11 protein-coding genes are annotated in these 12,676 nt (G+C 54.7%); 8 read left to right on the plus strand and 3 right to left on the minus strand.

Annotated elements, in window-relative coordinates; genetic code table 11:
- Positions 1 to 42 precede the first annotated feature (42 nt).
- The 3 genes from pdxA to OXI60_11690 are packed head-to-tail and all read left to right on the plus strand — an operon-like array spanning position 43 to position 2,419.
- Positions 43 to 1,023 (plus strand): 4-hydroxythreonine-4-phosphate dehydrogenase PdxA, encoded by a 981-nt coding sequence (gene pdxA / locus OXI60_11680; GenBank protein ID MDE0310470.1) that lies wholly within the window; start codon positions 43 to 45, stop codon positions 1,021 to 1,023.
- Positions 1,020 to 1,817 (plus strand): 16S rRNA (adenine(1518)-N(6)/adenine(1519)-N(6))-dimethyltransferase RsmA, encoded by a 798-nt coding sequence (gene rsmA / locus OXI60_11685; GenBank protein MDE0310471.1) that lies wholly within the window; start codon positions 1,020 to 1,022, stop codon positions 1,815 to 1,817. Before pdxA ends, rsmA begins: the two co-directional genes overlap by 4 nt.
- Positions 1,814 to 2,419, plus strand: coding sequence for a hypothetical protein (locus OXI60_11690; protein ID MDE0310472.1), 606 nt, complete (start codon positions 1,814 to 1,816; stop codon positions 2,417 to 2,419). The genes rsmA and OXI60_11690 overlap by 4 nt, the downstream gene beginning before the upstream one ends.
- 23 nt (positions 2,420 to 2,442) lie before the next feature.
- On the opposite strand, the gene OXI60_11695 is transcribed toward OXI60_11690, so the two are convergent.
- The 3 genes from OXI60_11695 to glyS are packed head-to-tail and all read right to left on the minus strand — an operon-like array spanning position 2,443 to position 6,630.
- On the minus strand, positions 2,443 to 3,189 hold the full coding sequence (locus OXI60_11695) for a lysophospholipid acyltransferase family protein (protein ID MDE0310473.1): 747 nt from the start codon (positions 3,187 to 3,189) through the stop codon (positions 2,443 to 2,445).
- Between the two features lie 48 nt (positions 3,190 to 3,237).
- Positions 3,238 to 3,567, minus strand: a complete 330-nt coding sequence (locus tag OXI60_11700; GenBank protein MDE0310474.1) for a nucleoside triphosphate pyrophosphohydrolase family protein — start codon at positions 3,565 to 3,567, stop codon at positions 3,238 to 3,240.
- A gap of 3 nt (positions 3,568 to 3,570) precedes the next feature.
- The gene (gene glyS, locus OXI60_11705; GenBank protein MDE0310475.1) at positions 3,571 to 6,630 is read right to left on the minus strand and encodes a glycine--tRNA ligase subunit beta; all 3,060 of its coding nucleotides are present in this window, start codon (positions 6,628 to 6,630) and stop codon (positions 3,571 to 3,573) included.
- A 340-nt stretch (positions 6,631 to 6,970) separates the two neighbouring features.
- Between glyS and OXI60_11710 the strand changes: the two genes are divergently transcribed.
- From OXI60_11710 to ntrC, 5 genes are all read left to right on the plus strand, one after another.
- Entirely contained in the window at positions 6,971 to 8,014 is a 1,044-nt protein-coding gene (locus OXI60_11710) for a hypothetical protein (GenBank protein ID MDE0310476.1), read from the plus strand.
- A complete protein-coding gene (locus OXI60_11715) occupies positions 8,002 to 8,235 on the plus strand; it encodes a sulfurtransferase TusA family protein (protein ID MDE0310477.1) in 234 nt (77 codons plus the stop codon). The genes OXI60_11710 and OXI60_11715 overlap by 13 nt, the downstream gene beginning before the upstream one ends.
- Positions 8,236 to 8,484: 249 nt before the next feature.
- The gene (gene glnA / locus OXI60_11720; GenBank protein ID MDE0310478.1) at positions 8,485 to 9,894 is read left to right on the plus strand and encodes a type I glutamate--ammonia ligase; all 1,410 of its coding nucleotides are present in this window, start codon (positions 8,485 to 8,487) and stop codon (positions 9,892 to 9,894) included.
- 174 nt (positions 9,895 to 10,068) lie between these two features.
- Positions 10,069 to 11,208, plus strand: a complete 1,140-nt coding sequence (gene glnL / locus OXI60_11725; GenBank protein ID MDE0310479.1) for a nitrogen regulation protein NR(II) — start codon at positions 10,069 to 10,071, stop codon at positions 11,206 to 11,208.
- The gene (ntrC, locus tag OXI60_11730; protein ID MDE0310480.1) at positions 11,205 to 12,611 is read left to right on the plus strand and encodes a nitrogen regulation protein NR(I); all 1,407 of its coding nucleotides are present in this window, start codon (positions 11,205 to 11,207) and stop codon (positions 12,609 to 12,611) included. Before glnL ends, ntrC begins: the two co-directional genes overlap by 4 nt.
- Positions 12,612 to 12,676: the final 65 nt, after the last annotated feature.

The following is a 12,676-nucleotide window of genomic DNA, read 5'->3' on the forward strand; positions in this document are numbered from 1 at the left end:
TCCTTTCAGTATCAGCTTGATTCAAATTACTGAATTGCCTCCGTGGACCGAATCAGAGTACTGGCATATACACCGGGTGACCCGGCCGGAATCGGTCCAGATCTGACACTGCAATTGGCAAGCCAAATTTGCCAGCATCGCATTGTCGTCATAGCAGACCGAAACGTACTGAAGGAACGTGCGAAACTCCTTCATGTCAATCCTGCATTGCGTGAATATGATCGCAGCCAGCGATCGACCGGCGAGATTGAGTGCCTGCATGTGGACTGTAGTGCGACAGTGCATCCCGGCCAGCCCGATACCAAATATGCCGAGTATATCCTTGAAACGCTTGACATCGCAATTGATGGATGCCTGTCGGGGGAATTTGATGGGTTGGTAACCGGCCCGGTAGGCAAGGAGATCATCATCCGCGCCGGTACCGCCTTTACCGGTCACACTGAATACCTGGCGAAGAAAACTAAAACCGACTGCCCGGTCATGCTGCTTTGCTGTGGTAATCTTCGGGTAGCGCTTGTAACAACCCACCTGCCATTGTCAAAAGTTCCGAAGGCTGTCACCAAAGACCGAATCCTGTCTGTCGCAAGAGTGTTGCAACATGATCTTGTGAATCGTTTCCAGATCGCCTCACCCCGCATCGGAGTCTGCGGGCTCAACCCCCACGCCGGAGAAGGCGGGCAACTGGGCACGGAGGAAGTCAGCGAAATCCGACCGGCAATCAAACAACTCCAGGCCGAGGGATTGGAGATTTCAGGACCATACCCGGCCGATACTCTTTTTACCGGGAAAATGCTGGACCGGTTTGATGTGATCCTCTCCATGTATCACGACCAGGGACTGCCGGTGGTCAAACACGCGGGGTTCGGCGAGGTTGTCAATGTCACGCTCGGTCTTCCAATGGTCAGGACCTCTGTCGATCATGGAACCGCTTACGACATCGCAGCTACCGGTCAGGCCGATGCCGGTAGTCTGTTGAGCGCGATTACGATGGCTGCCGAACTCAGTTCCGCGGTCGAGGCATGAGCGCGCCGACCAAAAGAAAACGGTTGGGACAGCACTTCCTGACCGACCCCCAGACCATCGATAGGATTGTCAGATTGATCAACCCAAGCCCTGACGAGACCATGGTTGAGATCGGACCGGGCCGCGGTGCACTGACTGAAAGACTCGCAGGCAGAACAGCTGAATTTCACGCAATCGAAATTGACCCGCACCTGTTCGGTGAGATCCACAGGAAAATGGCTTCAGAGTCGGTACAGATTCATCACGGCGACGCATTGAGTTTTGACTATGGATCGCTGATGTCCGCCGGTCAGGGGCTGAGAATAGTTGGCAACCTGCCTTATTCGATCTCATCACAACTGATCATGCGGTTACTCAAGTTTGCCGATGGAATCAAGGACCTGGTCTTCATGCTGCAGCGCGAGGTGGCGCTCAGACTGACTGCGCCCTGCGGCAGTCGCCACTACGGACGCTTGACTGTCTGCGTAACACGGGTAATGCATGTGGAAATGATTTTCGATGTCCCTCCTGGTGCATTTTCGCCGCCACCCGAAGTACAATCAACCATGATTTACATGCGACCCGAAGAGGTCACTGATACTGATTCGAGAACCGAGGAAGCTTTCGCTGCCCTGGTTCGACTGGCGTTCAGCAACCGGCGCAAGACATTGAGAAACTCCCTGGCAAGTCCTCTTGGTGAAACACACCTCGCCCAATGCGGCATTGACCCAGGCCTGCGGGCTCAGAATCTGACTGTCGGGCAGTATCTGCGTCTTGCCGAATATGCGATCTCAAACAATCTCGACGTCCGATGAAAGATCTCACACGCGCCAAATCGCACATACTTCCGGGTTTGCTGTTAATCGCAACAATAGTCACACTTGCCGGAACCTCTTCCATCCGGGCCGGTTATTTTGACTGCAGTGTCGTCTATGACGAATTTGATCAGTTGATGCTGGCTAACTTTCTAGTGGAGCCAAACCGATACGTAGATTCGCTCGAAGACAGCATCACCCGGCAGGAACATGTCACCTATCAACAGGATACATTCAAACTGCGCAAAGGCCGGGAACAGTCGGGAATCGGTGTCTTTGTGACAAATCAGAATCTGTACGGCAAGATGCTGTACGTGTGGCGGGAAAAAATTTGGGAGGAAAGGACACCTCTTGTGCTCGAGGAGATCATCACGTTTGGCCGCGTCCGAGACGGATATGCTCCCGTTCGGCAAAGATCAGTTTACCTTACACCCGGCTTGGCAGTTGACCTCGATCGCGCAATGACTGTTGACCCGCTCGACGATGCTGCGGATCTCATGTATGTCTATGAAGACGGATTGTATAGCCTTCGAGGCATCGAGCCTTCAAAGGTCTACTTTCCGATCGAATCCATGTGCCACGAACTGGAACATAGTCAGTAATAACTGCCGGCACATTGTGTTGTTTACAGTGTCTCGTCCGGCAAGTCGTCGGCAGCGTACGCCGGACTGATTTCGGGCATCGTCTTGCGAATCCACTGTTCCGCCATCTGGTTCATCTGCCTGGGTTTGAGTTGATCGGGGTAGATCGGTTCGCCGATTCGAACACGGATCGTGCCGGGACGTTTCCTGAATTCCCTGCGACGCCAGAAATCACCGGCGTTGTGTGCGACGGGTACCAAGGGAACACCAGCGCGTACCGCCAACAGTGCGGCACTGGCCATATAGGTGCCATGCTTGCCCGGATCGATTCTCGTCCCTTCGGGAAATACAACAACCCATCGTCCTTCCTCAAGCACGCTCTTGCCTTGCTGGATCACCTCCTCCAACGCTCTGCGCACCTCACTGCGGTTGATTCTGATCGGATGCGTAGCAGCCAGACCCCAGCCAAAAAATGGAATATGCAAAAGCGAGCGTTTCAACACCCAGGCCTGGGGTGGAAATATAGTCTGATACGCGATAGTCTCCCACGCGGACTGGTGCTTGGAAAAAATCACTGAGGGAACAGATGGCAGATTTTCCAAACCCTCCACCTCGTGGCGCAATCCGCACACGACCTTGAGCAGCCAGATCACAAAGTACGCCCACAGACCGATCACCCGGGATCGAAACTTGGCCTCGCAGAAATATACGGCAACGGCAACCGGCCAGTACAGCACCGCGGCCGAGATCATGCCCGTCATGAATATCAATGCTCGGATATTACCGATCACAACCCGGTCCGGTTGAAGTCGAATGTCTCTGAAAAGTACGCGTACCAGTCAGGATTCAAAGTCCGAGACCCGCAAGGTCCCATCGATGATCCTGCCCTCGCGTTCAAGGATTCTGGTCATTTTCGCCCAAAACGCATCATTCAGGTCAAAGTCAGCCGCAATTGAAGTGCCGAGCAGCAGGATCAACAAGTCCGCACACTCCTCGGACAGGGATTCGGTGCCTTTACCCTTGGTCACTGCAGCAGAAATCTCTCCAAGCTCCTCAGCCATCAACGCGACCCGAAACCGCAGGTCGTGCCCGCCGGTATTTTCAAAGTCGTGCTTGGTGTGGAACCGTCTTACCGCATCCAGCATTTGCTCGTAAGAATCCTTGCTCATCGGTTACACCTTGGCGGGCTTGAGAAGCGATAATTCTGCGACCTCGCGAAAAAGACCGCTTACAAATCTCACCAGCGCAACACGATTCCTGCGAACTTCAGGATTTTCATCCATAACCATCACATCGTCGAAAAACCGGTCAATCGGATCGCGCAGCACGGAGAGCTTGAGTAGAATCTCGCCATGCTGGGATTCGCTGACCAAGGGAGCGATCCGGGCATGCAGTTTCACGGCATCCTCATAAAGTCGCCGTTCGGAATCATCAGCCAAAAGATCAGGATCCACCTCGGCGATGTCCGAATCCCCGCTCTGACGCAGGATATTGCTGATCCGCTTGTTGGCCGCAATCAGATCGGAATACTCGACCAGTTCCCTGAACTGACGCACTGCCCGAATCCGCTTGTCGAATTCGAGCGGACGCGGCGGACGCAATTCGTAGACCGCTGCAAACTCGTCCGCACGATACCCCTGGTCAAGGTAGTAAGCTCTGAGACGCTCAAGCATGAACTCGAAAATTTCCCGTACCAGCCCATCGTCCGCGGATACCTGTATCGCACTGCCCGGCTGTCCCTTCTGATCCAGATATACGGCGACCGACTGCTGCAGCAACTCGATCAGGTCCAGATCGGTACCGCACTCAATGATAATTCGAAGGATTGCAATCGCCGAGCGCCTCAGCGAATAAGGGTCGCGATCACCTCGCACTCGTTCACCGGCTGCCATCAGCCCCGCGATCGAATCCAGTCGATCTGCGATAGCGATCACCCTGCCTGCACTGGAGCCAGGCAGCGAGTCCGTTACATTTCGCGGCTTGTAATGCTCCTCGACAGCTTTGGCGACCGCCGGTGATTCCGCGTCAAACTGGGCATAATAGCCGCCCATCACACCCTGTAAGTTCGGAAATTCACCGACCATTTCTGTGACTAGATCCACTTTGGCGAGCTGGGCTGCTCTTTGAGCCTCATGCCCATCCGCCTCGAGCTTCGAAGCGATAAATGCTGCCAGCATCTCAATGCGCTGCGTTTTTGCAAAGACAGATCCGAGCGACTTGTGAAACATGAGATCATTGAGCATCGCGGCCTTGCTCGCAAGCGTTGTACGACAGTCCTGTTGCCAGAAGAATTTGGCATCGGAAAGTCTCGCCCGCAAAACACGTTCGTTGCCTTTGGCTACCCGGGATTCAATGTCAGCATCGGCAAGCTCAATGTTGGCAACACCGATGAATCGGTTGGTCAGATTGCCCGCTTCGTCAAACATCGGAAAAAATTTCTGATGGTGCCGCATTGATGTAATCAGGACTTCCGGCGGAAGTTTGAGGAACGATTCGTCAAACGACCCGCAAAAGGCGTGTGGCAGCTCAACCAGATTGGTCACCTGATCCAGCAATTCCTCATCGTCAGGGGCGACCGCGTCGAACGCCTTGAGCAGAACATCCATCTGGTCCCGGATCATGTTCTTGCGTTCATGCCAATCAGTCACCACTCGTCCGTGTTCAAGCAGTACTTCGCGGTATGCGGACGCGGCAGGGATTGTGACGGGATCGTTCACGTGAAACCGATGACCGCGACTCAGTCGACCGGACTGTACCGCAAAAACTTCGCACGGAATGACATCGTCGCCGTGCAGCAGCACGAGCCAGTGAACCGGGCGGACAAACTCACTGTCGTAGTCCGCCCAGCGCATTCGTTTTGGTACCGGCAATCTGGATATCGCGCGGGTTACGCAATCCGGCACGAGCTCGTCCGCATCACGGCCCGGCTCAACAATCTCACAGGATACGAAACTGCCTTTCTCCGATTCTGTCACCACCAATTCGCTGGGAGTCACGCCGCATGCAGTCGCGAAACCGATTGCCGCCTGGGTCGGTTTGCCATCCTTGTCGTAGGCCCGCGAGACCGCAGGTCCTCGTCGCGGTCGAGTGATGTCCTCGCGACGCGAGCGAACGTCATTGATCACAACAGCCAGTCGCCGGGGGGTGGCATGCCATTCGGACTTGACGTCCAGCGAATCGACCAGTCCCGTTTCCAGCAATTCCTTTCTCAACTCACGGTCCAGGGTCGAACCCAGTCGATGAATCGCATCAGGGGGAAGTTCCTCGGTACCGATTTCCAAAAGCAGGGGTCGAGCTGTACCTGGCCGATCGGATACGGGTTTTCCGACCGACGGACTGCTTTCGGTTGCGATGGTCTTTTCGCGGTGTCGTAAATTCGGAAACTGCTTGTCTTGCAGACTGTTGTAGTAAGTCGCCGCGACATCGCGTGCAAGTGCCCTGACGCGTCCGATAAACCGGGCCCGTTCGGTTACCCCGATGACCCGTCTGGCATCCAGCAGGTTGAACGTATGTGATGCCTGAAGTGTCTGTTCGTAAGCCGGTAACGACAGCCCAAATCCAACCAGTTTCCTGCATTGCGCCTCACAGGCATCGAAACGTCGGAAAAGCTCTTCAGTATCGGCATGTTCGAAATTGTAGCTTGACTGTTCCTGCTCATTTTGCAGGTGCAGGTCGCCGTAACCGAAGCGGTCGTTCCAGCGCAGGTCAAATACGTTGTCGACTCCTTGCACATACATCGCGATTCGCTCAAGTCCGTAGGTGATCTCGCCGGTTACAGGCCTGCACTCAAGCCCCCCGACCTGCTGAAAATAGGTGACCTGCGTGATTTCCATTCCATTCAGCCACACCTCCCAGCCCAGGCCCCAGGCCCCCAGAGTCGGAGACTCCCAGTCATCCTCAACGAACCTGATGTCGTCCCTGAGCGGATCAATCCCCAAACGGGCCAGAGATTCGATGTACAGATCCTGAAAATCGATCGGTGACGGTTTCAGGACCACCTGATACTGAAAGTAATGCTGCAGGCGGTTTGGATTCTCACCGTATCGACCGTCTGTCGGTCGACGGGAGGGCTGAACATAGGCTGACCGGGACGGTTCCGGTCCGATCGCGGCCAGAAATGTCGCTGGATGAAAGGTTCCAGCTCCGACCTCCATATCGTAGGGCTGCAGGATCACGCATCCGTTTTCCGCCCAGAATTCATTGAGCGAGAAAATTATTTTCTGAAAATTCAAATGCAACCCCTGGAAAACGATACTGTGAATTTAGACGATCAGCCATTCTGTTTAATGGACTTTGAGCGTGGCAGACCAAAACCGAAGAGATCAGACCGAAGTTCTTGCCTTGTGTGCGCGATTATATCGTTATACTCCCGGACGCCGCGACAGGGTTGAGGTTCCACCGATTCCGATCCAGGTCGCAACCACGCTGATTGGCAGCGGTCCGGTCCCGCATACAAAACGAGAACCGCTCTGACCGTGTCATTTTCCAGATACGGATTCCCAACGGCAAGTAATTCGAACCGCCAAATAAGTACAATATCTGCGAAATCCACTGTTCTACCCGCTTATTGTCATGACAACCCAGAGAAAAGCAATCGCATTGATATCCGGTGGCCTGGACTCCATGCTCGCTGCCCGCATCATGCAGGAGCACGATATTCATGTGGAAGGACTGAACATCTTCACAGGATTCTGTGTGGAGGGACACACGCATGCGATCCGCAACAAGGATCGCAAGAAGAAAAAGCGCAACAATGCGCTGTGGGCCGCCGAACAGATCGGAATCAAGCTTCATATCGTAGAAGCCATCGAACCGTACAAGCAGATTGTCCTCAACCCGAGACACGGCTACGGTGCCAATCTCAATCCCTGCCTCGACTGTAAGGGGTTCATGGTCGGCATGGCCAAGGAGTGGATGGAAGAAAACGGATTCGACTTCATTGTGACCGGTGAGGTCATGGGGCAACGGCCGAAGTCGCAAAGACGCTCTACCTTTCCCGTTGTCGCCCGGGAGTCCGGCGCATTCGATCGCCTGCTGCGTCCGTTGAGTGCAAAACTACTGCCGCCGACCCTGCCTGAGCGTGCGCGATGGGTCGATCGCGAACAGCTTTATGAGTTGTCCGGACGATCGCGGCGAGGGCAGATTGAGCTTGCAGACCGGTTCGGCATCACCGAATACTCACAGCCGGCCGGTGGCTGCTGTTTCCTGACCGACGAGGCCTACTCAAGAAAGCTTCAGGACTTCTGGGACCATCGTACGGATCGCAATTATGAGTTGGACGATATCATGCTGCTCAAGGTCGGACGCCATCTTCGCCCGACCGATGACTGGAAACTGATCATCGCCAGGGACGCCGGCGAAACCAACTACCTGAGCGGATACAGGTCCCAGTTCGCCCACTTCTCGATTACAAGTCATTCCGGACCACTGACCCTCGTCGATGGTGACATACCGGATGCGGACGTTGAGCTGGCGGCCCGGGTTGTCGCCCGCTTCGGCAGCTCGCGCGACGCCGAGCGCGTCGATGTCCGCTTTACACGAACCGATGGTCGCGAGCATACCTTGACCGTATCACCGATACGTCCCTCGGAAATTCCTGAACCATGGTACGTATAGATCAGACACTGGATGCGCGTAACCTGATCTGCCCCATGCCGGTCATCCGAACCCAGCAAAAAGTGGAGACGCTGGATGCAGGACAGATTCTGGAAGTACATTGCACCGACCCTGGCGCGCTCGTCGACATCCCTGCCTGGTGCAGAGTTCATGGACACCAAGTGCTCTTCGCCGAAACACTGAACAACGAATCCATCGTCCGACTGCAAGTGTGCAGGTAAAGCTCCTGCCGGTCTGAATCTCGCCCCGCGACAGTTCTTTCTGCGGGCTGGTTTTCAATCGTCACACATCGAGTCGCGACGTTTCTTTTCGGTCAATCGCTATATATTGGTGCATAATTTAATTTATGCACTAAAATAGTGCTGATACAGCCCCAATATGGTGGCTGGCGGTTCATTTTGCATTGGCACAAAAATTGCTGATAAATAAGAGTTACGTAACTTTTATCTTCATTTGGGAGGAAAAATTCAATGTCAGTTGAAAATGTCATGCAGATGATCAAGGATGTCGATGCCAAGTTTATCAGTCTGCGCTTTACAGACACCCGCGGCAAGGTGCAGCATCTTGATATTCCAATTTCCGCATTCTCGGAGCAAATGTTCGACGAGAATGTGATGTTCGATGGCTCGTCGATTGCCGGGTGGCAGCCGATCAATGAGTCGGATATGGCTATGAGGCTCGATCCGACAGCAGTCGTAGTTGACCCGTTCACACAGGAGTCCACTGTTGCAGTGCGTTGCAGCATCTTTCACCCGACCCGGAACGAGTGGTACGAGAAAGACCCTCGCAGCATTGCACAGAAAGCGGAGAATTACCTTGCGTCAACCGGGCTGGCTGACACCGTCTATTTCGGACCGGAACCCGAGTTTTTCATTTTTGACGGGGTTCGCTGGGGCACCGCTATGGAAGGAGTCTTTTACGAAATCCATTCGTATGAAGGCGCATGGAATAGTGCCCAGGACTTTGATGAGGGGCCGAATCTGGGACACCGACCCACGGTCAAGGGTGGATATTTCCCGGTACCGCCGATCGACTCGCTGAGCGATGTCCGGGCGGCCATGTGTCAGGCGATGATCAGCATGGGTGTTGATGTCGAGAAACATCACCACGAAGTCGCGACAGCCGGTCAGGGCGAGATCGGTGTGGTCTACAACACCCTGGTCAAGATGGCAGACCGCACACAGCTGTATAAGTTCTGCGTCAAGAACGTTGCTGCCGCACACGGAATGACCGCAACTTTCATGCCCAAGCCTCTGGTCGGTGACAATGGCTCAGGAATGCATACGCATCAGTCGCTGTTCAAGGATGGAAAAAATCTGTTCACGGGTGATGGTCCTTGTGGCCTGAGCGAAATGGCACTGCATTACATCGGCGGAATTTTCAAGCACGCCAAAGCCCTCAATGCGTTCACCAATCCATCAACCAACAGCTACAAGCGGTTGGTACCGGGCTTCGAGGCTCCGGTCCTGTTGCGGTACTCGGCAGTCAACCGATCCGCTTCGGTCCGTATCCCGTTCTCACCGGAAGGTGGCCGCCGCATCGAGGTCCGTTTTCCGGATCCATTGGCAAATCCGTATCTGGCGTTCTCCGCGATGATGATGGCGGGACTGGACGGCATCAAGAACAAGATTGACCCGGGGAGTCCGGCCGAGGTGGACTTGTACGAGCTTTCCCGCGAGGACGAAAGAAAGATTCCGCACGTCGCAGCTTCCCTGCGCCAGGCGCTGGAAGCTCTGGATTCTGATCGGGATTTCCTCAAGGTTGGAGGGGTATTCACAGACAATACCATTGATTCATATATCGAATTGCTGTCAGACGATGTCGATGCCATGCAGTTGGTCACGCATCCACTGGAATTTGAAATGTACTACAGCGGCTGATCCGCTGCCGGCCGTCCTTGAACTGTTGGTGGGACTGTGCCATGAACTCAGGTTAGTCAACTCGCTTGATCGGGTTGTGCAGATTCCGGGAATCCGATCAGATTCCCGGGCCTGCGCAACTGTGGCAGCTGGAAGGGAGCGGGAGCTGATTCGGTCTGATGATTGAAAATCCGCATGAATGTTGACTCAAACTCATTTTCGGAACTGTTCGATTCGACCGGGAAAGCTCGACAGACACCCGGAATTGTGCACAATCTCGGTACTGCAATCGTCGTCTGCAATGAGCAGCTGAACGTCGTGCTGCTCAACCCATCGGCCCAATCGTTGCTGGATGTCAGCGAAAATCAGGCTCTGGGGCAAAGTATTGTGACCCATTTCGGGCACGAGGACACGGAGCAAATCATGCAACGATGCCTGCACGAGCGTCGATCGACCACACTTCGCCATATCGAACTGATCAATGCCAATCATCGAATTCGGCGCGTCGACTGCATTCTGACTCCGACATTCTCCAACGGCTCGCCGCACCTGATATTGGAGTTCAATGAAGTCAATACGGTTGTGGGGCAACTGCTGGAAAGTTCCGCGACGACGGGCGAGAGCGCGAACGCAGCGGTCTTGCGATCGATCGCGCACGAGATCAAAAACCCGCTGGGCGGTCTTCGCGGCGCGGCGCAGTTGCTGCAGGAGGAACTAGAAGGGAATTCCGGCCTTAAGGATTACACGAGAATCATCATTCGGGAAGCCGATCGGTTATGCAGTCTCGTCGACGACATGTCAGGACCTCAGATACCGCTCCGAAGGGCAAGGGTCAATATCCACAAGGTACTTGAACACGTGTGCAGGCTGGTTCTCGCGGAAAAGTCCGAAGGACTCGATGTGGTCCGGGATTATGATCCAAGCCTTCCTGAGATTTCCGGCGATCACGAGCAGCTGATCCAAGTGTTTATCAATATCGTAAGAAACGCGATGGAAGCGTTCGACAATTCAGGCCGACTCACAGTCCGTACCAGGGTTCAGCCCCAGGCTACCTTGGGCAAGAAACGCTACCGTAACGCGGCTCGGATTGAAATCGAGGATGACGGACCCGGCATACCAGCAAACCTGCTTGATCAGATTTTCTTTCCGCTGATCTCGGGCAAGGCGAACGGAGAGGGGCTGGGATTGGCCATCGTCCGGCAGATCATCACCCGCCATGAAGGTTCAGTGACGGTTGACAGTCGACCGGGACGAACCTGTTTCACAATCCTGCTCAAGTTTGCCGATCAGACCGGGTACCCGGAACAGGCCGTGCAATACGGAGAAACGGCATGAGAAAGAGTTCCGCCGCGCCGGTCTGGATCGTCGATGACGACGAATCAATTCGTTGGGTGCTGACCCGAGCCCTCAATAACCAGGCAATCGAGAGCAGATCATTTGCCAGTGCCAAAGACGCGCTGGATCAGTTTGATCAGGAGTTTCCGCGGGTTGTCATCACTGACATCCGAATGGAAGGTATCGACGGTCTTTCGTTTCTCGATCGGGTGCAAGCGGTGGCGCCGGAATTGCCGGTCATAGTCATGACAGCTTATTCCGACCTGGATACAACTGTTGAGTCATTCAAGCGCGGAGCCACTGAGCATCTGCCGAAACCATTCGACATCGAAGTGGCGGTCACCCTGATCAGACGGGTCATGGACGAAACCTCGAGTGACAATGCGCCGACCGCCTCACAAGAGCCGGCACGCACATCGATGATCGGCGACTCCGTCGTCATGCAGGAAGTGTTCCGGGCGATAGGCAGACTCTCCAAGTCCGATCTGAATGTTCTGATTACCGGAGAGTCAGGGACCGGGAAAGAACTGGTTGCCCGCGCACTGTTTGAGAGCAGCAGCCGCAAAAGCCAGCCCTTTGTCGCAATCAACGCGGCTGCGATTCCAGCCGACCTGCTCGAGTCAGAGCTTTTCGGGCACGAGAAAGGCGCCTTCACCGGTGCCAATCAGCGTCGTGTCGGCCGATTCGAGCAGGCGAATCACGGTACACTGTTTCTCGACGAGATCGGCGACATGCCACACGACCTGCAAAGTCGTCTGCTCAGGGTGATGTCGGAGGGGAAGTTCTATCGCGTGGGCGGTGTCAATGAGATCAGCGTCGATGTGCGTATCATCGCGGCCACCAACCAAGATATCGAATCCCGGGTTGACAGCCAGTCATTTCGCACCGATCTGTTTCACAGACTGAATGTTGTCCGAATCGCACTGGCTCCGGTACGTGATCGCGGAAACGACATTCCACGGTTGCTCCGTCACTTCATGAGTCAGGCTGCAAAACAGTTCAAGGTCGAGGAGAAGTCATTCAATCAAGGAGCCATGGCGTGCCTGTGCGCGTATGCATGGCCGGGCAATGTTCGGGAAATCGAGAACTTCTGCCGTTCGATCACGGTCATGAGCCCTTCCAGAGTCATCATGTCCCGAGACTTGCCGCCGCAGATCGAAGAGTGCCGATACGGTGCGGGAAATACTGAAATGGCACCCGACGATTGGGAACAGTCGCTGCAGTTTGCGATCGGACAGATGCTGGAGTCGGATGAACTGGTACAGAACGGCCAGATAAGAGATGAGATCGAACGCGTCATGCTGGAGTGTACGCTGCAGAGTACTGATGGTTCAAGGCAGAAAACTGCCGACATTCTGGGATGGGGACGAAACACCATCACCCGCAAGGTCAAGGAATTGTGACCTGATGCAGTCGTCTCAAGCTTCGATCGTTGGAGTGGAATGACGCAGTACCATACTGTGCAGCC

It is taken from the genome of Acidiferrobacterales bacterium (genome assembly GCA_028820695.1).
Taxonomy (GTDB): Bacteria; Pseudomonadota; Gammaproteobacteria; order Arenicellales; family JAJDZL01; genus JAJDZL01.